This window comes from Oscillospiraceae bacterium, from assembly GCA_015065085.1.
GTDB lineage: Bacteria > Bacillota > Clostridia > Oscillospirales > SIG627 > SIG627.
The window spans coordinates 25,097-48,759 of the sequence record SVQW01000011.1; the positions used below are offsets into that span (position 1 = coordinate 25,097).

Below are 23,663 nucleotides of genomic sequence, written 5' to 3' on the forward strand. Positions count from 1 at the left end.
TTATGCTGTAAAAAAATAATGCAAAATTAGCAAAAAACGCACTTGTTTTTATTGACTTTTTCACAAATATGTGCTATATTAAAGGCGAACGGATAAAGTAAATATCCGAAAAATGAAAACGAGAGGTATTTTTATGAATACAAGAATGGACAGAAGCCGTCTTAATATCGGCGCGTACATACTTCAGCCTTATGCAAGAACCGAGGAGCATATCCGTGGTATAAAAGAAGCAGGTCTTGATTTCATCGTCAGCATGGAACCCGTGCCCGAAACTCTGGATCTGTTTTCCAAATACGGTATAGGCCTTGCCTCCGCATTCGGAGTTATTCCCGGCTGGTGGGGCGGAAACGGTGACAAGGCAGGTCAGATGGCAGAGTCTCTTCCACTTGAAAAATATGTGGAAGCGGCTAAGAAGTTTGAAGACCATCCTGCTGTATGGGGCATTGACATGGGCGATGAGCCCTCTGCATTGGACTTTGACCACTTTGGCAAGGTTACCAACTGCGTGCAGACTATATTCCCCAGACAGTTCGGATATCTCAACCTGTACCCCAACTATGCTTCCGTGGCGCAGAACACCGCGCAGCAAACCGTAAATCAGCTGGGCACCGCGACATACGCAGAGCATATTGAGGAATACTGCAAAAAGGTTCCGCTTGACTACATCAGCTTTGACTTCTACCCTTATGCCCTCAGAGACACCGTAAGAGGAATCTCAGGTTGCCTGGAAAACTTCCGTGTGGTTGCCGATGCCGCAAGACGTTACGGCAAGAGCCTGTGGTATGTTCCCCAGGTCAACTCCTCAAAGCCCGAAGAATGGATTAGCGAAAACAGACTTCGTTTTCAGGCATTCACCGCCATGGCATTCGGTGCAGAATCCATCATCTGGGCTTGCTACACCGCAGGATGGTGGCATAATCAGGTGCTTGATGCCAACGGTGAAAAGACCGAGCAGTATGAAAAGCTCAAGACCGTAAACAAGGAAATTGCAACACTGGGTGTTCCTTACATGAAGTACCGCAACACCTACACTCACTTTGTAGGTATGTCCGCCGACAGCGAGATCGTGTCTATGGTTAATCAGGCTCCTGTCGAACAGCTTGACAACGGCTATTTCAGAGGTCTCAAGAGCGATGCGGGTCAGGCGCTTGTTGTGGGTGACATGACATCGCGTATCAGCAATGACAAGAAGGCTGTATTTGTGGTTGCCGTTGATGATTACAGGGATTTGGATGCCAAGAGCTCCAACATCGTATTCAAGTGCGACTGCAGAGCTGTTGTTGCATACGGCAAGGACGGCAAGGTCCCCGTAAACTACGATGCGGAGACAGGTGTATATTCCATCGCTATCAGGTCCAATGAAGGCATTCTTATTGAAGCTATATAAATAATGTTAAATTGCGAATCCGCCGGGAAATTTACCTCGGCGGATTTTTTGTGATGAACGATATTTAATAAAAAAGAGCACGAATTTTATATTGACTTTTCTGTAAATATGTGTTATATTAAAGGCACACAGATAACGTTAATATCCAAAAATGAAAAATGAGAGGTATTTGTTATGAATACGAGAATGGACAGAAGCCGTCTTAATCTCGGCGCGTACATCCTTAAGCCTTATGCAAGAACCGAGGAGCATATCCGCGGTATAAAAGAAGCCGGTCTTGATTTCATAGTTTGTATGGAAAATGACCGTGCAACTTTGGATCTTTTTGCAAAATACGGTCTTGGTCTTGCTGCTGCAAGCGGCGTTCTCCCCGGCTGGTGGGGCGGCGACGGTAATAATGCAGGCAAAATGGCTGAAACCAACCCTATCGAAAAGTATGTTGAAGCAGGCAAGAAGTTTGAAGACCATCCCGCTGTGTGGGGTGTAGACATGGGCGACGAGCCCAGTGCGCTGGACTTTGACCATTACGGCAAGGTTACCAACTGTGTTCAGACAGTGTTCCCCAAGCAGTTCGGTTATCTTAACCTGTACCCCAACTACGCTTCCATAGCAAAGAATAACTCTCAGGAAACCATAAATCAGCTGGGTACCGCAACATACGCAGAGCACGTTGAGGAATACTGCAAGAAGGTTCCGCTGGACTACATTTGCTATGACTACTATGTTTACTCTACCAGAAATATTTCCGGTTGTATGGAAAACTTCCGTATAGTTGCGGATGCCGCAAGACGCTACGGCAAGAGCTTCTGGTTCGTTCCCCAGGTAAACTCCTCCAGACCCGAAGAATGGCTGAGTGAAAACCGTCTGCGTTTCCAGGCATTCACCTCCATGGCATTCGGTGCGGAGACTATCATCTGGGCTTGCTACACCGCAGGCTGGTGGCATAATCAGGTGCTGGACGACAAGGGCGAAAAGACCGAGCAGTACGCAAAGCTTCAGACAGTAAACAAGGAAATTGCAACTCTGGGCGTTCCTTACATGAAGTATCGCAACACCTACACCCACTTTGTAGGTATGTCTGCCGACAGCGAAATTATGGCTAAGGTCAACCAGGCTCCCGTAGAACAGCTTGACAACGGCTATTTCAGAGGCCTCAAGAGTGATGCGGGTCAGGCACTTGTTGTAGGTGACATGACCTCCCGCACCAACAATGACCAGAAGGCTGTATTTGTAGTTGCTGTTGACGACTATATGGATGCAGATACCAAGAGCTCCAACATCGTATTCAAGTGCGACTCCAGAGCGGTTGTTGCATACGGCAAGGACGGAAAGGTCCCCGTAAACTACGACGCGGAAACAGGCATGTACTCCATCGCCATCAAATCAAATGAGGGCATTCTTATCGAAGCTATTTAAGTAACGCTTAAAGGCAAATCCGCCGAGAAATTTACATCGGCGGATTTTTTATCCCATCGATATATCATAAAAAAATGGCACGATTTTAATAGAAAACACGATGTGTTCACTATTGACAATTTATTTGTTTGTTTGTATAATATAAATGTGTAATATTCACGCAAAATAAGTTGTATGCAATTTTGATGTAAATAATTCAAAGGAAAGGGAAAAATTATGAAGAAAACCATGACATTGCGCATTTGTCTGATGGCTTCATTATTGGCACTGTGCCTTGCAACCGTGTGCTTTGCGGCGGTAAGTGTCAATAACGCTTCGTCCGAAGTGGGACCCCAGGTAATACTTACGGCAACCACCGATGCGGCGTCTCCCACATATCAGTGGTATGAATGTGAGGAAGACGGAACAATCATCAAAAGTATTGATGGTGCAACCGATAAGGAGTACAAGCCTTATGTAGATGTGGCAGGCGAAACCTACTACAAGGTAGTGGTAAACGGCACAGAAGAAGCTGTTGCTACCGTTACGGGTACCATGCCCACCGAGCCTATTGTGTTCATGTTCAACAACGAGGCTGACCTTGAAAGATGGAACAAGCGCTCCAACACAGATAAGGAATTTGCCAATATCGATGGCAAGGCCTCCTTCGGTTATACTCCTGTAAATGACGGTTCTACCGATTTCAAAAATGAGGATGTAAATGACTTTTACATTCAAGGTTATCCTTATGTTGTAATCAGCGTAAACTATCCCGACTACACCTCAAACACTCTGGATGTTTACATGGCAACCGACCGCAAATTCCCCGACGGTCCTCCGTATGATTATTCGTTCTCTTCCGCATATACCGGAATTCAGACTGTTTGCAATCAGGGCTTCAACAAGCTTATTCTCAATACCACTACCGCAAAATATGAAAACTATATAAATGGTGTTAAATCCACAAGCGGAACTGCAAACGGTGATGGTATCGGCGGCGGTAACTGGAAGGGAAAAATAAACCATTTCAGACTTGACTTTTCCAACAAAAATGAAGGCAAGAAGTGCTATATCGAGTACGTAGGCTTCTTCCCCACAGAGAAAATGGCGCTGGATTATGCAGGTGCTATGCCTCTTGACAGCGAAGCAAAGCCTTTCACCGATGCACTTGATAAGGCTGTTGCAGACGGTAAATTCAAGATGAATTTCTGCGAAGCGGAAACAAATGATGCTGTTGTGGCAAACGCAAAGGCATTGGTTGAAACACTTACCGCAGATGCTGCTGCGGCTCTCAAGCAGAAATATAATACTGTTGAAGTAAGCGTTGCAAACGGTGCTTTCAGCCGTCCCAATGCTTATGCCGCAGGTACATATACCTTTGACGCACGTATTCTCATAGGCGACGACCCGTTCCACCGTTCTCTTGTTTCTAAGAAAATAGTTATGGAGCTGGAGGAAAAGCCACAGCCTTTGGTTGTGACCTTCGACTCAAAGGATAAGATAAGTGATAAGTATATGTGGGGTGTAAAGGGTACCAAAACCTCATTTACATTTGTTGAAAAGGGTACGACTCTTGATGGTCAGAGCACTGCTGAGGATCGCTCCTTTATGCGTATGACCTCATCTATGGACACTTCGTCAGATGCCCCCGATGTTGTTCAGGTTTACTATAACGGCTTTGATGACCATACCGGAAATCGTTTCAACTATCAGGACTATCCCTACATGAAGATTTCCTACCGACGCAATGTGCCCGCGCTTACTAAAAAGGATGGCAGCGGCGCAGATACCGAGACGATGATGATATACACCGCGACAAATAACCCGTCGTACTTCATACGCCGCGGTACTGCCACCACTCCCGTATGGGAACAGCTTGTTGTGGATATGCGTAAGGCTAAGGTTACCAATGCTATATCATTCTACGCAGATAAGGCTGTAACTCCTTCCTCCTACGGTACTATGACAATGGGCGTAGAGCCGCAGGGCAAATGGGATGAGTGCACTCTTTCCGAAACCGAGCCTCCCATCAAAATCCGTCTTAGCCGTTACGGCAGAGAGGAAAGAACCATAGACTTTGAGTACATCGCTTTCTTCGCTTCCGAGGAAGAAGCAAGAATGTACCCCAAGGCACTTCCCACCAACGCGGAATACGATACCGATAACCTTAAGCAGAGCAACAAATTTACTGCCGATACAGGCGTTGTTACCAAGGCACAGGCTGAAGCGGCGGCTGAAAAATACCTCAGCGGATTTGTATTTGCTACCAAATATAATATAGATAAGGAAAATGCTGTATTTACCGACCCCTCTTCATCCGCACCCGGTTCTTACGTGTTTGATGTATGGTTCGGCGGTGAAAAGGTAGAGGAATATACAGTTCAGGTTACTATGACCATTCCTCAGCTTGCAAAGCCGGTTATTATGTATGCCGACACCACCACCACCATGCAGTCCATTACTTCCTCCAACGGAAAAATGAAGCTGGAGGATGGTGTTATCAAGCTTTCTGTAAATAATCCTGCAAAAGAGGACGGCTTCTGGCTGGTTCCTACCTTCCCGGGCTCCATTCCTCAGTTCAGCGTACCCTCGCTTCCTTTCCTTAAAGTAAGATATAAAATGAGCGGTATCACCAAGAAGACCGACGGCAGCGCCGGCGACACATCTGCTATCAGATGTCAGTTCTACTTCTGGATGAGTGACCCCGCGTATTCGGCTCTTGGCAATACCCCCTCTTATCGCGAATTCCGTCCCTACGGCGGCAATTTTGAAGACGGCGACGAGCTGGAAATCATTGTAGACACTTCTTATATCACCTCTGCCAATGCCAACAGCGTTGTATGGGTAAGAAACCTTACAAAGGGCGAAACCACGTACAGAAATGTCAATGTGTACTCTTACCGCAACGAGGACGGCGGAACTGACAAGAATTACAGAGTAAATGCAAATACCAAGTATAAGGAAATGCGCCTTAACTTCTCCCGTAACGCAGACTATGACCGTTATGTGGAATTTGCATACGCAGGCTTCTTTGCTTCTCTTGACGAAGCAATGAAATTCAACTCCGACACCGAAACCGAGGCAAGACTTCAGCAGGCGGGTGCACAGCTTAAAGCCGCCGCGCAGACCGCAGTGCTGGAGTGGGGCGACGTGGCTATGGAAAAGACCGAAATCCCCGACAGCCAGGCATCTTTTAACCAAGACGGCACCTTTGACGTTGCGGGAGTCAAGACCAAGTCCGTAACCGCAATAAAGGGTATCAGAAGATGGGTTGTTGACCAGATAGGTCTGGACGGAAACGTTACCATCACCGATTACACCCCTGCAACCGCTACCACCAAGGGAAATGTGACATTTGATATTACTCTTGAAAGCGGATATAAGTCCGTCAAGGTTGAGGATATAACACTGACATTTGGGGAAAAGCCGGAAGATTACATCATGTGGCGCTTCAATGACCCCGAAATACTTTCCAAAATAAATATTCTTAATCCCACCGTGGGCAAGATTGAAGACAATCTTCTCAAGCTGGAGCACATGGATCAGTACAATGGTGCAAACTTCACCATTTCACTGGATACTGCCGACTTCAATTCTCCTGCATTCAAGCTCCAGAACTACTCTTACATGCTGTTGAAATACAGACGTCTCTATGAGACCTCTACTCTCAGCTTCGTGTTCAACACTCAGGAGGGCACCTCCGGAAGCACCAGCCGGATGGGTCTCGGTTGGTATGCAGACCAGTGGTACTACTCTTTGCTTGATGCAAACGTGCGTGATAAGGTTACTCCCTGGGTATATAACTACAATATGGAGACCAACACGCTTGAAAAGAACTATGTTGACCCCAAGCTGGGCGCTCCCGAAGCACCCGATTACCGCGGAAGTGCCAGAACCTTCACTATGCAGATAGGCTCCTTCAAGCACTCCAAGCGCGGTGCGGAAATCGAGTATATCGCATTCTTCCCCTCCATGGCGGATGCAAGAAACTATGTAGAAAATCTTGAAGTCTTTGAGGATGCGGTTGCAGATACCTCTATGGAGCTTAAAGGCTATACCGCCGACACGGTTTCCTACTATGACGGTAACACCAAGGCAATTGCCGAAGCCAAGGCTAAAGCAGTAATTGAAGATAAGCTCAGCGCTCCCGGCGTTGACGTAGCTATTTCCACCGTAAACTACACCGCTCCCGTTCTCGACACCACCGACGGAAGCTATGTATTTACCGCTACCGTAACAAAGGGCGGTAAGACGGTTTACACCGCTGAAAATATCACCTTTACAATTTCCAAGGAAATTGACAACAGCGCAGTTGTATACAGATTCACCAACCCCGATTACATCAAGACCATCGCAGGTGCAAAGGCTGAATACGACTATAAGGCAATGAAGCTTATCAACAAGACCTTCACCTTTGAAACACTTGCGGCTAATCCCAATGTTTCCGAGGCTTACAATGTAATGGCACTTGACGCAACCTACACCGGAAGCGTTACCGCACTTATCAACGGTACAACTACCGTTAACGCAGATGATAATGGTTACTTCGACATCAGCGCAGTTACCGATGCGATTGACACTGTTGAGTTCACCTTCGAGGATGCAGACGCACAGATCGTTGCACTTGGCTTCTTCGCAGATGATACCGCGGCTGATGCTTATGACTTTGACGCAGTTCCCGCGGCACTCACAACTGCGGCGTCTAAGTTCACCGATACAAGCTATGCACTTGAAAACAGCAAAACCCTTGCCGATGTCAAGGTTTACACCAGACAGAAGCTTACTCACGAAAAACTTAAAGACACCGATGCTTATGTTGTCGATATAACCTATTCCGATTATATCGCTTCAACAGAAACAAAAACAGGTTCAGTAAAAATCACCGTTAAGCTCGCTTACGGCGAAAAGTCAGCAACCTGTTACACCGATAAAGTATTTAACGTAACTATTCCCGTTGACACCGACAGAGTTGTTGCCACCGCTCCCAGCAAGGGACACGAATTCCTGGGCTATGATACTATCACAGCCTCCAAGAGCTTCGCTTCTGCACCTATGACGCTTGAATTCAACATCAGGGTTGCTAAAGCTCAGCTCAGCGGCGACATGAATATTCTTAAAAACGGTACTGTGGCTGTGAAGCTGTCCAACGGTAAGATAGTTTGCGGCGGAGTTTCCTCTTCTACCACACTTAAGGCTGATACCTGGACACATGTTGCTATCACCTCCGACGGTGAGATATATATCAATGGAACACTTGATAACAGCGGCAACACGATTTCCTTCAAGACAGACGCTCCCGTAATAGGCGAGGGCTTTGTGGGACACCTGCTTGACGTGCGTTTCTGGAGCGATATCCGCACCGAGGCTGAAATCAAGGCTAACATGACAAACCGCACCGACAGCGATGCACTTCTTGCAAACTGGATGCTCAATGCAGCAAACTACAAGTGGCTGGAATACTTTGACTCCTCCGCTAATGAAAACACTGCAACCTTCAAGAGCACCGGCTGGTACAAGCTTGAAGCAGGAATGCAGGGCGATTACTCCATGATTCACTTCGGTGATACCCAGAGCTATTTTGCCAATGCTCCGTTCAGCTATAACAGACTTCCCGAAATGTTCAAGTGGATGGCAGACAACAAGGATAAGTACAACATAGGACAGCTTACACTTCTTGGTGACGCAACCCAGACCAACACCTTCTTTGAATGGGAAGTTATCCGCGAATCCTTTGACTTTATCGAAGGCAAGATCCCTTACACAATTCCCCTCGGAAACCACGACTATCCGTCTCCTTCTTCCGGCGTAGGTGCGGAAATCCGCGATACCGCAAAATTCCGCAACGCTTTCCCGTATGATGATTACCTCAAATCCTACGGTCCCGAGGGCGACAATACCTTCGGCGGCACCTTCCGTGGCGAAAAGGATCTTACCAATATGTACAGCCTTGTAACCATCGGCGGAGTTGACTACATCTTCTTCTCCCTTGAATACGGTCCTCGCGATGAAGTGCTTGACTGGGTAGGCGAGACTCTTATCAAGTACCCCGAAAGACAGGCGGTAATTTCTACCCACTGCTACTTTGAAATGAACGGTACTCTCAGCTTCTACAACTCTACCACCAACGCTCAGTTCAGCGACGGTAACGAGGGTATTGACATCTACAACAAGATAGTTACCAAGTACCCCAACGTGATTCTTGTAACCTGCGGACACTCTCAGGGCGATGACTCCAAGCAGCAGCCTCATAACAGAGGCAGCGGATATAAGGATTCTCCCACCTCCAATGACTTCGGTGGAGATGCCGTTCAGATACTCTCCGACTGCTCCGCATACGCACTTAACTATCCCGATGGCGTTAACTACGGCTACGGCTCCAAGGAAGCAAACAGCGTTGCTTTCGGCGCAGATGAAGGGCTTATCTTCATGATGATGTTCGAGGACGGAGGTAAGACAATGCATACCTATGTATACTCTCCTCTCCACGACTCATTCTTCCGTAGCGTAAACGAGCAAACTCACACCATTAAGGATATCAAGGCTCAGCCCACCCTCAACGTAGTAGGCACCGAGCTCAGAGAAGCCGACACCGAGCTTCCCATGGGTATGCGCTTCAAGATGACACTTTCCAAGAGCTACAAGAACTTCGCTGAGCCCAACAAGATTGAAGTCAAGGGCTACGGCATGGTGCTTGTACCTGAAGATGTTGTTGAAGAGGGCGTCGAAGTAACTGCCGATATGTTCAAAGGCACAAACCTTGAAAACATGGTTGCAGTAGAAGAGTGCAGTGATGCCATGTACTACAACGACAAAAACAGAACAGACTTTACCGTTGTTGTTCACAGCATTCCCACTCCCGAAACCGATAACGGTGTGGCATACTCCACAGAAATTCTTGCAAGAGCATACGTTGACTATACCGTCAACGGCGGCGAGGTACAGAGACTGTACAGCTACAAGACTCTGACCTGCTCCATGAATGACCTTGTAAACGCAGACTGATAAATAATTCGCAATTTTTAATTGATGCTGAAAACCGTGGGATTTTCCCACGGTTTTCTTCGTCTTGCCATTCACGGCGAACATAATCTTGCACACTGCCATGATGAGTGAACGCAGTCAGCCGAAGTGTTTTTTATTCAGACCGCAAAATCGCGCAAATAATAAAAATATATCAAAAAATAAAAAAATATTGATTATTTTTCAAAAACTATTGACAAATCGTTAAATTGGTAATATAATTGTTTATGTATCATTATGCGAAGTAAAAGGGTACCCTTTTACTTGTGCACAGTTTACTGTGCACAATATACATTATTATATATACTTACAGCGCTTTTCGCTTCGCAAAAAAATATTTATTAATTTATAAGGAGTACATATTATGAAAAGAATTATTGCTTTGCTTGCAATCTCTTTAGTGATGTGTCTTGTCTTCGCGGCAAACGTATTTGCCGACGACCTTGTTACTTATGTACGCTTCAACAGCCAGGCTGCTGTTGATAAGTATATAAACAGCAGTGGTGACGGTGATATCTGGTTCGCTTATGATGAGACCGAAGGCGCGTTGTTCTTCACTTACAAAACGAATGACACCGCCAATTATACCGACGCACACATCAGATTTTTATTTGATCAGGCAATTCCCACAGGTGCAGAGGGATACGATTATATGCGTATTACCTACAAAATGCCCGATACCGCTAATTCCCATAAGCCTAACGGAATGGAAATCGGCGGATTTGACACTCAGCAGACCGTCGTTTACCCTAACTATTACACAGGTACAGATGGTGGAAAATATAGTAACATATATATATCCCAGACGGCTGACAACACGGTCAGACAGTTGTACAAAGGCGGTCTCAGCAGCGTTAAAAATGGTGCCGGAACTGTTTTTTGTACGGCAGTTAACGACCTCCGCGTTGACTTACCCAATTTGGTTAACAAAGGTGGTTATGCCGAGGTTTACATTTACGACATAGGCTTCTTCAAGTCCGAGAAAGAGGCAAAAGCTTCTCTGGATACCACTGTTACACCGGGCGAGGGCGCAAACTGGACCTTTGCTCTCACCGACTTTTTGGGCTCCGACGGCAAGTCTATGGGCGCAAAGATAACCAAGGTTGATGACAATAACTGGACTGTAAAATTCCCCTACGGAACCACCGATACTCAACTCGCGGCTGTTAAGCCCGTATTTACCAAGTCTTCCGATGCTTCTGCAAAATTTGACAGAAACGGCGAGGCTGACAGCAGTAATGTTCATCCCACCCCCACAGAAATAACAAGAGAAGCAGTTAATTTGTATCAGTACGGTGAACGCCGCGGCTCATTGGCTAAGGTTGTTACCTCCGGCAGCACTGCTATTGACCTTGCTTCTTACGCCGGCGAGGACAAAGCTGCTACCTTCACTCTTTATCAGAAGGGTGCAGTGCTTGAGTACATCAACGTTACTTACAGCGTACAGACCAAGGATGAAGCAGGTGTAAATTATATCAGCTTCAACAGCCAGGCTGCAGTTGATAAGTATGTTTCGGGTACTGAGGGCGCATGGTATGACACTGCCAATGAGAAGTGGATTTCGACGGCTAACGTTCCTCATACTGTTCCTTATGCGTATGATGATGACGAGGGTGCACTGCTGTACGCTCCTCTTACCCATTCGTCTATAGGAAATGACTGTAAAGTAAATTTTGTTTTTGACAAAACCATCGATGTAAGCACCGAAGGAAATAACTACAGATTTTTCCGTATGACCTATCGCCTTGCCACAGCTCCGCTTCTTGTTGTTCCGAACGGTGCAGCCGGCGGCGCTACAACAGGCGGTAACCTCTATTTCAACCATGCCGGAAAAGCAAGCAATGCCAGCATATCGACACGTTTTGATAACATATTTGGTGAAGCTGCCGGAAATAAAACTACTATTGTTGTTGATTTGAATTCTACGGCTAAACTGGCAAAAGACAATTCGTTACCCGGGTTTATCGATTCACTTCGTCTTGACCTTCCCGGTGCGACAACTGCAAACAAATACCATAATATATACGTTTATGACATAGGCTTCTTTGATTCGGAGCAGGCGGCTTGGAACTATCCGGCTCCCACCACTAAGGAAGACAGCATTCCCTGGACCCTTACGTTTACAGGCTTTAAGGATGCTAACGGCAATGATATAGCATATAAAAACCTTAAAAAGGTAGAAGGCAGCGACACCGAGTGGACCGTACAGTTCCCTGCCGGAACCGATACTTCTGCTATAAAGCCTGTATATACAGCAGAGACTGTTTACGGCGAGACAGGATATGCAAAAGCCTTTAGTACCAAAAACGCTGTCAATACAACCAAGGGACACTACACAACCTCCGGCGACAGAGGAACCATTGCGCTTTACAAAAATCCCGAGAAATTTGATCGTGCGAAGATTAACTCCGGTTCCACATCTGTTGATTTCGGTAATACCGGTAAAGTGGATTTTGAACTGTATCTGAAAGGCTCCACATATGAGATAATTACTCTCAATTACGAAATCCTTACCACCAGCGACAAGGATGTTGTAGATGACCTTGTTTCCAGAATTGATGCTTTGGATTTCGAAACCGCTTTGAGAGGCGCTTCCTCGTCCGAGGCGGTAAAGGCTGAAGTGGAAGCTCTTGTTGGTGGAGTTCTTACGCTCTACGAAGGCTCTGAAGCGGCTGTCAGCGTAACCGCTTTTGAGGCTCCGAGCAGCGAAATGGAAGGAAATGACTACTATGCCGGTACTGACGGCTCTGCTTCTTTCTCGATCGCAGTATCATACGGCACGGAAATTTCCGTAGTTCAGAATTTCACTGTTACAGTTGCACAAGTCGGAAAACCCATTATTATGAATTTTGCAAGCCCTGCTCTTATTGCAGCATTTGACGCAACTGCTGCAAACGTAGAGGCAAGAATAATCAAGGATGAAAATTGTCTGGGCGGTGCATACGCGAAGTTCACCAAGTTTGATGATCCCAATGCCGATTATAACTTGATTCTGACACCCGGCGTTGTATTCCCCAAGAACATTCACCTTAACGATTATCCCATCATTCTTATGCGTGCAAGACTTTCCCAGAAAAACGACTCTATTCAGGTGTTTGCAAAGGGATATAGTGCAGGCGGAACCCAGACTTACCTGAATGCAAACAATAACCTTGATAAATCCAACGAGGACGGCTGGTACACCGTTATTCAGGACTATACAAACAATGCAGGCTGGAAGGGACTTTGGAATACCAGCTACCTCAGAATCAGCCTGCTGAGATATGCAAACACCAAGAGAGAAATTGCAGATATAGACTATATCGGCTTCTTCAACAACCGCAAACAGGCACTTGATTTCATGGCAAATCCCACTTTGAACTATGACACCGTTTCCGAAAAGGACGGCGCCACCGCAACAATTGCTGAAGCTATTGAAGCAGTTGAAGCACTGGACGGTACCTACACAACCAATCCCGGTTCGCTTACCGCAAATCAGTGGGCACAGGCACAGGTAAAGAGTGTTCTCAACGGATACGGCTACACACTCGACAAGGATTACTACATTGCATTCAGAAAGACCGAAACCGCTCTGGACGATCCCGCTTCCAAGAGTAATGCGTACACCTACTTCACCGTAGTATTCACCGACAACTTCCTGAACGCTGCTTTTAAAGAGACAAAAGAGATAACCATGAGAGTTGTGGATAAAGCATTTGACGCTGAAATGCTGGGCGCACAGCTCAGAGCTGACGGCGAACGTGCTATCCGCTTCGGTATTAAGGTGAATGTTGCTACAAGCTCTGCTATTGCAGGAAGCATTCTCAATACCAATGTAAACAAGTTTGCTAACCTTGGCATTACTGCCGAGGAAGGAACAACCGTAACCTTCGGTACACTGGTTGTTCCCAAGGAAGCGCTTATCGCTGAACAGAAGGACGCTTCCCGTCTGACTCACGAGCTTATCGGTGGCGACAACAAGCTGTCCGGCACTGCGTTCTCAAGTAATAACACATTCAAGTATGATTATGACTATGATGTAATCGACGATGAAGCCGAGTTTATCTATGAAGTAGCAGAGGACGGCAGCTCCTTCGTATACACCACCGTTGTTACCAGCATCCCTCCGAATGACGGTGAGGTTGCTCTGGTTGCACGTGCATACGCTAAGATTACCGATAAGAACGGAAACGTTACTTACGTTTATGCTAACCCCATTGAGCGTTCCTTCAATGCATTGAGCAATCAGTGGTCTGACAAGACTATCTTTGACGATAGCTGCACCAAGTAAAAGCTGAACGTAAAAAAGAATAACATACAAAAAGGAATGTCCTTTCGGGCATTCCTTTTTTGTTTTTGCAGGGGAGAGTATAATTTGCAATGTGCTTTGGTGAACGCTGAAAATTTGCAATGTGTGCCCGACAGTGTGTGTACAAAACAGCATGCGTCCCACCTATTATCGGTCAAAAATCTACAAATTGACATATTATACAAAAAATCATTCAACTTTCACCGAAAATAGCATAAAATTTATATAAAAAAGCTATTTTTGTACTTGACAAAAAGTATAAATAATGGTAGAATAAACTGTAATTTTATTTTTACAATGGCAAGAAATCCGCAATCAATAATTTTATGAGGAAAGGAAAAGAAAAATGAAAGCAACCAAAACACTTCGCGTATTTCTGATTGTTTCATTGCTGGCGCTGTGCCTTGCGACCGTATGCTTCGCGGCAGTAAGCGTTAACAATCCTACATCTCTGGTTGGACCTCAGGTTACACTGACTGCAACCACAGATGCGGCAAATCCCACATATCAGTGGTATGAATGTGAGGAAGACGGAACAATCATCAAAAGTATTGATGGTGCAACCGATAAGGAGTACAAGCCTTATGTAGATGTGGCAGGCGAAACCTACTACAAGGTAGTGGTAAACGGCACAGAAGAAGCTGTTGCCACCGTTACGGGTACCATGCCTACCGAGCCTGTTGTTCTGCGTTTCAACAACGCGGCTGACCTGCAGTACTGGACAAGTGCAGATAACAAAGCACTTACCAAGTACGACGGCAAGGATGTATTTGTACATACCTTGAGAAGCAGCGGCGACGGTTACTCCAATTTTGCTGCATCCACTGTTGATGACATCTATCTCCAGGCGTATCCCTACATTGTAGTAAGCCTGCATGTTGACGGCGCAACCGCCAACTCCACCGACCTGTACTTTAACGCTGACCGTCCCGAGTCTAAAAAGGGCGGAATCACTTTCCGTGCTGCCGGTATGGATAACACGTACTTCGGTGATGGCTTCGGCAAGTTGCTTGTAGATACCAAGGAACTGAAATATTATTCATATAAGCCCGACGGCACTGTTGTTTCTGCAACCGGAAAGTCTTTTGCCCCCCCTGCAGGAGAGGCATATTTAGGAAGACTTGTCAACGGTATGCGTGTTGACTTCATCAATCAGGCAGCCAATGCCGGTAAGAAGTGCTACATCTACTACATGGGCTTCTTCCCCACAAAGCAAATGGCACTTGATTACGCAGGCGAAATGCCTTACGATGATGATGCAAAGGATATTTTTGATGCTATCGAGGGTATCTCCATGCCCTATGGCGCAGCCTCCGGCAAGGACGCTGTTGAAGCTTATGCCGAAGCACAGGTTAATGCTCTTACAGCGGATGTAATCGAAGGTATTGATGCTGAAACCGTGCTCACCTTCAAAGGCGGAGAATATAAGCCCGCGGCTGACTGCCGTCAGACAGGTACATACACCTTCACCGTTGCTCTTACCATCGGTGACAAGCCCTTCCGCCGTACTATCGTTGAAAAGGAATTCACCATGACTCTGGCGGCTAAGCCCCAGACCGATGTATTCCTGCCCGACGTTTCAGTAACGATAGGCGAGCCCACCACCCTTACCGTAGAGGTTAAGAGCGGTATTACCGCAACCTCTTACCAGTGGTATTCCTGCGATGATGCAGAAGGAACAAATCCCCAAATCATGACAGGCGAAACAAACGCTTCCTATACTGTTGCGGCATCTGAAGAGACAGGCGTACGCTACTATAAGGTAGTTGTAAATGGTGACGAAAGCCTCAGTTGTGTTGCGGCTGTTGCTACCGAATATCCCACCGAGCCTGTTATTTTAAAGTTTAACAACGCTCAGGCACTTAAATGTTTAGGCGGTTCAACCTTTACCTTGGAAAACATTTCCGGCACCGTTGCTATGAAATTCACTCATAAAGAAGGTGCAAAGGAAGACAATATAACCATCGGTGCTTCCTACATTAATGATTTTTACATTCAGGCATATCCCTATGTCGTAATAAGCGCAAGCTATCCCGAGCATGCTACCAATAACCTTGATATGTATATGGGTACCGATGCTTACTCCGACAGCGAAAAGTCGTATGGCTTCAACACCGCGTATACAGGTGTTACTACCACCTGCGGAGAAGGCTTCCACAAAACTATTATAGATACCACAGACCGTGATCCCTCCGACGGATTTAACAAAGCTTATAAAGGTAAGTTTACTTCGCTCAGATTCGATTTCTCCAACGGTGTGGAAAATGGCGGAAAGCCTGTTTACGTTGAGTATGTCGGCTTCTTCTCTTCACTGGAGGATGCAAAGGCTTACGCAGGTGAAATGCCTGATGACAGTGCGGCTCAGCCTATCATCGACGCTATTGAAGCGGCTGAAGCTGAGGGCGACCTTTCCATCGCATTCTGTGATGCGGAAAATGAAACTGCCGCTGCCGCTGCTGCGCTTGAAATGATCAATGCTATGACCACAGAGGCTGTTGAAGAGCTTAAGGCTGATTACAGCATTGTTGATTTCAGAATAGCAAATGCGAAATACACCCGTGCTTCTCCCACCGGCAAGGGTACTTATACTCTTGACGCACAGGTTCTTGTTGGTAACGAGCCCTTCAAGTGCTCTCTTGTTTCCACAAGTGTTACAATGGACCTTCTGGAAAAGCCTGCACCTGTTGTTATGAAGTTTGATTCTCAGGCACAGGTTGACGCGGCGGCTCCCGCTGCTGTTGAAGGTACTTTAACAAAGAGCTTTGTTACCGAAGGCGACCGTGGCTTCATGCGTATTGTAGCATCAGGTAAGGACAAAGGAGAGGCTCAGGTTAACTATACAAATTTCTACAGCAACACAGACAAAAAGTTCAACTTCCAGGATTATCCTTACATGAAGATATCCTACAGAAGAAATGTACCTACTTCTCTGAAGACCAACACCGGTGCAACTACAACGGAAACTATGATGATTTATGCTCAGAAAGATAACAGTCCGTCTTACAAGATTGGACGTGCCGGAACTGAAACTGCTGTTTGGGAACAGCTCATTGTTGATATGCGTGAAGTAGGTGTTGAAAACTCCATTGCATATTACGCAGATGGTGCGGCTACTCCCACTTCCTACGGCAAATTGGTAGCAGGCGGAACAGCTAGCACTTGGGATAAGTGCGTTATAGGCACCGATACCACTCCTATCGAAATCCGCCTTACCCGTTACGGTATGGAAGAAAGAACTATTGATTTCGAATACATCGGCTTCTTCGCTTCCGAGGATGAGGCTAAGATGTATCCTCAGGCACTTCCCGAAAACGCAACCTACGATGTTGAAACACTCACCGCAGCAAACAAGGTGACCGCACCTGCCGGTGTTGTAACCAAGGCGCAGGCTGAAGCGTACATTGAGGACTACCTCACCAACTTCGTATTTGCAACCAACCCCAACATGGACAAAGAAAATGCAGTATTTACCGCTCCTTCTTCTTCAGGTGCAGGCAGCTACGTGGTTAATGTATGGTTTGGCGGCAGCAAGGATGAGGGATATATCGTTCCCGTTACTCTGACAATGGAACAGCTCCCCGAGCCTGTTATCATGTACACCGACTCTACCACCGTTATGAACACCTTCGGTGCAGATAACGCAAATCTCAAGCTGGAAGACGGTGTTGTTAAGATGACAACAAAGAAAGCCTCCAACGATGACGGCTTCTTCCTGCTTGCTAAGCTTCCCACCTCCATGCCTAACTTTAACGCAACCTCGCTTCCTTACCTCAAGATGAAATACACCATGAGCGGTGTCAGTGTGGATGCTAACGGAAATCCCGTTAATTCTGCAAATGTTGCCGGACAGTTCTTCTTCTGGATGACTGACCCCAACAATTCCTCTATTGCCAACGCTCAGGTACCCTGCCTCGGCTTCAAGCCCTACGGCGGAAGCTTTGAGGACGGCGACACAATCGAGCTTATTATGAATGTAGGCTTTGTTGCAGCGGGCGACAAGGGCAAGGAAAACGGCTACTGGGTAAGAAATATCACCAAGGGCGAAACCGAATACACCGGTTACAAGTTCTCCAGTGCACGTTACGAGTATGAAAAGACCGGATACGAGAATGTAAAGAGAACAGATACCACCAGATATACTCAGATTCGTTTCAACCTTGCACGTCAGGCAAACCTCAACAGAAGTGCAGAGGTTTACTACGCAGGCTTCTTCCCCTCGCTTGATGAAGCTATGGCATTTGATTCAGATGCAGATACCACTGCAAGACTTAATGCCGCAGCAGATCAGATATCAGGTCTTTCCGCAGTAGCTCCCTGGGGTGATGTTGCTAAGGAAAGAACCGAAATCTCCGATGAAAAGGCAACTCTCAATAAGGACGGCACTGTTAACTTCGCAGGTCTTAAGACCCAGACCGTATTCGCAACCAACGGTCTTAAGAAGTGGATCAACAGCATGACAGGTGCCGAGGGTCCTGTTACCATCAACGGCTACACTCCCGCAACAACCACCGAAAAGGGTAACATAACCTTTGATATCATTCTTTCCAGCGGATATCAGACAAAAGAAGTTAATAACGTTACAATCAACTTTGCCGAGAAGCCCGATGATTACATCATGTGGCGCTTCAACGACCCCGCAATACTTTCCAAGGTTTCTATCAACTCTCCCATCAAGAAGATTGAGAACAACGTACTTAAGATGGAAGAACCCAGCCCCAAGAATGCAGGCAATATGATTCTTGAAATTGAGGTCAGCGACTTCGGCACCGAGCCTTTCCACCTCATGGATTACTCCTACGTACTGATGAAGTATAAGCGTGACGGCGATATTTCTCCCGCGGCTTATAAGTTCACCAACGCGGAAGGCGTAACCGGCAACATCAGCAACATGGGCTGGGGCTGGCAATCCGGCGACTGGTATTACACTCTGCTTGATACCACCGTACGTGACCTGTACACCCCCTGGTCCTACAACATGAACCTTACTACCGGCAAGCTCGTTGACATTCTGGCTACCAAGGGCTACGGCATTCCCACTGCGGCGGCTATTTCCGGTACCGCAAATAAATTCAGCTTTGACTTCGGTACACGTAACTTCGCAAAGCGCAGTGCTGAAATCGAGTTTATCGCATTCTTCCCCTCAATGGCAGATGCAAGAAACTATGTTCAGAACATCGAAAAGCTTGAGGATGCAGTAAGCGATACCACCGCCGAGCTTAAGGGTTATACCGCAGATACCGTTTCCTACTATGACGGTAACACTGAGGCAGTGGCTGAAGCTAAGGCAAAGGCTATCATTGAAGATAAGGTTTCCGCAAAGGGCGTAAATGTAGCAATAACCAAAGTAAGCTACACCGCACCTGTTCAGGATACCACCGACGGAAGCTATGTATTCACCGCAAAGGTAACTCTTGACGGCGAGGATGTTTACACCACCGACGAAATCACCCTTACCATAGGCAATGCGGTTGATAACGATACAATCGTATACAGATTTACCAACCCCGAATACATCAAGACCATCGCAGGTGCAAAGGCTGAATATGACTACAAGTCTATGAAGCTTGCAGGCAACAGCTTCACCTTTGAAATGGGTGCAGATAAGCCCAACGTTTCCGAGGCATATGCTGTTATGGCGCTTGACGCAACCTACACAGGAAGCGTTACCGCACTTATCAACGGTACGGCAACCGTTACTGCAGATGAGAACGGTTACTTTGACATCAGCGCAGTTACCGACGCAATCGATACTGTTGAGTTCACCTTCGAGGATGCAGATGCGCAGGTTGTTGCACTCGGCTTCTTCGCAGATGATACCGCGGCTGATGCTTACAGCTTTGATGCAGCTCCCGCAGTATTTGCCACAGCAATGGCTAAGTTCAGCGGCACTCACAACTATGCACTTGCAGACAGTAAGACCATCTCCGATGCAAAGACATACAGCTACAAGACTTATGTTCCCGACAAGCTTTCCGGCACCGGTGTTGGATTTGCACAGCTTACCTATGACAACTATGTTGCTTCCACCACCACCAAGGGCGGTTCTATCGATGTAACCGTTACTTTGGCTTACGGAGACATCACAGCTACCTACTACACAGATGTTACCTATACTGCAAATCTGGCAATTGACCCCTATGATTCAGATCCCGTAACCACCAGCAAGGGACATCATTTCATGGGCTATGATACCATCACTGCTCAGAAAGCGTTCGCAAGCGTACCCCAGACCCTTGAGTTCAGCATCAAGGTCGCACAGGGTCAGCTCTCCGGCACAATGGAAATCGTAAAGAACGGTTCCACCATTGTTAAGCTGGTTGACGGCAAAATAACCATTGGTTCCTTGGTTGCTTCCGCGGCTCTTACCGCAGATACCTGGACACATGTTGCAATTACCGCAGACGGTAAGCTGTATATCAACGGCGAGCTTGATAAGACCGGCACTGCAGTAAGCTTCTACACCGATGCACCTGTTATCGGTCAGAAGTTTGCAGGCGAGCTGTATGACGTACGCTTCTGGAGCGATATCCGCACCCCGGCTGAAATCAATACCAACAAGGCTACCCGCAACGATAGCGACGGTCTGCTTGCAAACTGGATGCTGAATGCGGCAAGCTATGAATATCTGACTCTGGAATACAAGGATGCATCTGCAAACAACAACACCGCAACCTTCAAGAGTACCGGTTGGTACAAGATGGAAGCCGGCATTCAGGGCGACTACACCATGTTCCACTTCGGTGATACTCAGAGCTACTTCGCAATTGATCCCCGTGACTATAACAGACTGCCCGAAGTATTCGAGTGGATTGCAGACAATAAGGATAAGTACAACATCGCACACGTTTCACTTATCGGTGACGCAACTCAGAACAGCACCGTATTTGAGTGGGATGTAATCCGCGAATCCTTCAAGCTTATTGAGGGCAAGATTCCTTACTTCATACCTCTGGGCAACCACGACTATCCGTCACCCTCCTCCGGTGTAGGTGCGGAAATCCGTGATACTACCAACTACCGCAACGCATTCCCGTTTGATGAATATCTGGCGGCATACGGACCTGAGGGCGACAACACCTTTGGTGGTACCTTCAGAGGCGAAAAAGACCTTACCAACATGTACAGCCTTGTTAGCGCAGGCGGAGTTGATTACGTCTTATTCTCTCTGGAATACGGTCCTCGTGATGCAGTTCTTGACTGGGTAGGCGAAATTCTTACCAAGTACCCTGAAAGACAGGCAGTTATCTCTACTCACTGCTACTTCTCTACTGACGGTACACTCACCACATCTAACTCTACCACCAACAGAGAATTCAGCGACGGTAACGAGGGTATCGACATCTACGAAAAGATTGTTGCAAGATATCCCAATGTTCTGTTCGTAACCTGCGGACACTCTCAGGGTGATGACTCCAAGCAGCATCCTCACAACAGAGGAGATAACTACAAGGATTCTCCCACCGGAAACGATTTCGGAAGCTATGCTATCCAGATACTTTCCGACATTTCCGCATACGCAATGAACTACCCCGATGCAAGCCTGCCTTATGGCGCTGACGGCGGTTACGGCTCTAGCAAGGCTAACCTTGTTCAGTTTGGTGCAGATGAAGGTCTTGTATTCATCATGGCGTTCTCCAACGGCGGAAAAACTATGCACTCCTATGTATACTCTCCTCTCCACGACGCGTTCTTCCGCTCCGTAAACGAGCAGACTCACGAGGTTCCCGAAATCGAAGTTCAGCCTTCTCTCAATGTTGTAGGCACCGAGCTCAGAGAAGCCGAAACCGAGCTTCCCATGGGTATGCGCTTCAAGATGACTCTTTCCAAGAGCTATGAGAACTTTGGTGAAAACAACAAGATTGAAGTTCAGGGCTACGGCATGGTGCTTGTACCCGCAGATGCTGTTGAAGAGGGCATGGAAGTGACTGAAGATATGTTCGACGGCACAGCCCTTGAAGAACTGGTACTGGTTGAAGAGTGCAGTGATGCCATGTACTACAACGACAAAAACAGAACAGACTTTACCGTTGTTGTTCACAGCATTCCCACTCCCGAAACCGATAACGGTGTGGCATACTCCACAGAAATTCTTGCAAGAGCATACGTTGACTATACCGTCAACGGCGGCGAGGTACAGAGACTGTACAGCTACAAGACTTTGACTTGCTCCATGAATGACCTTGTAAACGCAGACTGATAAATAATGCACAATTGATGCGAAAACAGCGGACTATGTCCGCTGTTTTCTTTTGTATGCAATAAAAAAGAGGTGCACCATGTGCACCTCTTTTGAACTCTATGATTTTTAGTCCAGTGTTACGAATACGCCTTCGCCGCAGGTCAGGTCGATGGTGTAAACACCGCGGTTGGGAGTAAGAACGGTGGGCTCTGCTTTGCGGTAGAGAGTCACTTTCTTTGCCTTGGTCTTGAACTTGACGGTTGCAGGCAGGTCGTCCCGGAATTCGGTCATGTTAACAATGGTGAACGCCTTGCCCTTGCCCTGTTTCTTTTCGAAGCAACCGAACAGCAAAGGCTCGTCGGATTTGATTTCGGTAAGAACGTCAAAATCCTTGTACTCGTTACTCATGCGCAGATAAGGCACTTTTTCGCTGTAATTGTGGGTGAAAGCGCCCAGATTCTTGTACTGAACAAATACGTCGGAAAGGTTCTGCATTTCCCACAGAACGGGCTGTATTGCGTAATATGCATCGGTAGGCTCGTTGGTGTAGATGTGAACAAGAGAGGGGAATTCGGGCGAGCCGTTGTAGTTCCACAGAAGAATACCGTTGCATCCGAAGGACAGCACGCTGTAACACTGCCAGCGGTATTCAGCCTCGTTGGGAGTACGCTTACTGTAATTCCAACCATAGGTCTGAATGCAACACCAGAAATCACGTTCTCTGCGGCGTGCAACCTCAGCCGCCTTGTTAATGGACTCGATGTAGTCCTTGTATGTGTTTTTTTCGCCGTACTGACCCCAGCTGAAGGGATAAATGTCGGTGGAAAGAACTCGGGATGTGAAGTGGTCACAGTAGCTGTCACAGTATTTGGTGAAAAGGTTGGGGTCAGAGTCGTAATACTCGATCTTGGCGGCATTTGCACCAAATTTGAACTGCGCGGCGTTGGCATACATGGGAAGCATGTTTATAAGTGAGGTATAGCCTGTTTTTTCCTCGAATTTGTTCATTATAGCACTCATCCAGGGGAAAGCATCGGTACCGGGCTCATCGTTGAAGAAACAGCCTGTAAATGAGGGGTGATGCTTGTAGGTTGCTATCATTGCCTCGGGATCGAATGCGTCTATCTGCTCCTGTGTCCAGGGCTTTTCGTAGTTGAGGTGCTTGTCTATGATGAAAGTTTCAACACCGTACTTGTCAGCCAGACTGAGTGTGGTTTCGCGTGTGGCACGGTTTTTAGTAGCATCGCCTGTGATAATGGTATCTATACCGCAATCAACCATATTTTTGAAATCGCGGTCATTACACATGGAAGTGGAGAAACGCCACATACCGATTCTTATACGGTCGCGTGTGATGTACTCATGAGTGTACTTTTTCATGATATTTTCACCTT

6 protein-coding genes are annotated in these 23,663 nt (G+C 46.9%); 5 read left to right on the top strand and 1 reads right to left on the bottom strand.

What is annotated here, in order from left to right:
- The first annotated feature begins 133 nt into the window (after positions 1 to 133).
- From E7588_07950 to E7588_07970, 5 genes are all read left to right on the top strand, one after another.
- Complete coding sequence (locus E7588_07950) at positions 134 to 1,387, top strand: hypothetical protein (GenBank protein ID MBE6689188.1); 1,254 nt, start codon at positions 134 to 136, stop codon at positions 1,385 to 1,387.
- A gap of 174 nt (positions 1,388 to 1,561) precedes the next feature.
- Positions 1,562 to 2,803: a hypothetical protein gene (locus E7588_07955; protein ID MBE6689189.1), complete on the top strand. Its 1,242-nt coding sequence runs from the start codon at positions 1,562 to 1,564 to the stop codon at positions 2,801 to 2,803.
- Positions 2,804 to 3,019: 216 nt separating this feature from the next.
- A complete protein-coding gene (locus tag E7588_07960) occupies positions 3,020 to 9,784 on the top strand; it encodes a hypothetical protein (GenBank protein MBE6689190.1) in 6,765 nt (2,254 codons plus the stop codon).
- 382 nt (positions 9,785 to 10,166) lie between these two features.
- A complete protein-coding gene (locus tag E7588_07965) occupies positions 10,167 to 14,072 on the top strand; it encodes a hypothetical protein (protein MBE6689191.1) in 3,906 nt (1,301 codons plus the stop codon).
- A gap of 364 nt (positions 14,073 to 14,436) precedes the next feature.
- Complete coding sequence (locus tag E7588_07970) at positions 14,437 to 22,287, top strand: hypothetical protein (GenBank protein ID MBE6689192.1); 7,851 nt, start codon at positions 14,437 to 14,439, stop codon at positions 22,285 to 22,287.
- Positions 22,288 to 22,395: 108 nt separating this feature from the next.
- On the opposite strand, the gene E7588_07975 is transcribed toward E7588_07970, so the two are convergent.
- The gene (locus E7588_07975; GenBank protein MBE6689193.1) at positions 22,396 to 23,649 is read right to left on the bottom strand and encodes a hypothetical protein; all 1,254 of its coding nucleotides are present in this window, start codon (positions 23,647 to 23,649) and stop codon (positions 22,396 to 22,398) included.
- Positions 23,650 to 23,663 lie beyond the last annotated feature (14 nt).

What these genes read in the sequence shown, in the direction of transcription:
- E7588_07975 (MBE6689193.1), bottom strand. Translation starts at nt 23,649, where the DNA reads ATGAAAAAGTACACTCATGAGTACATCACACGCGACCGTATAAGAATC.
- E7588_07970 (MBE6689192.1), top strand. Translation starts at nt 14,437, where the DNA reads ATGAAAGCAACCAAAACACTTCGCGTATTTCTGATTGTTTCATTGCTG.
- E7588_07965 (MBE6689191.1), top strand. Translation starts at nt 10,167, where the DNA reads ATGAAAAGAATTATTGCTTTGCTTGCAATCTCTTTAGTGATGTGTCTT.
- E7588_07960 (MBE6689190.1), top strand. Translation starts at nt 3,020, where the DNA reads ATGAAGAAAACCATGACATTGCGCATTTGTCTGATGGCTTCATTATTG.
- E7588_07950 (MBE6689188.1), top strand. Translation starts at nt 134, where the DNA reads ATGAATACAAGAATGGACAGAAGCCGTCTTAATATCGGCGCGTACATA.
- E7588_07955 (MBE6689189.1), top strand. Translation starts at nt 1,562, where the DNA reads ATGAATACGAGAATGGACAGAAGCCGTCTTAATCTCGGCGCGTACATC.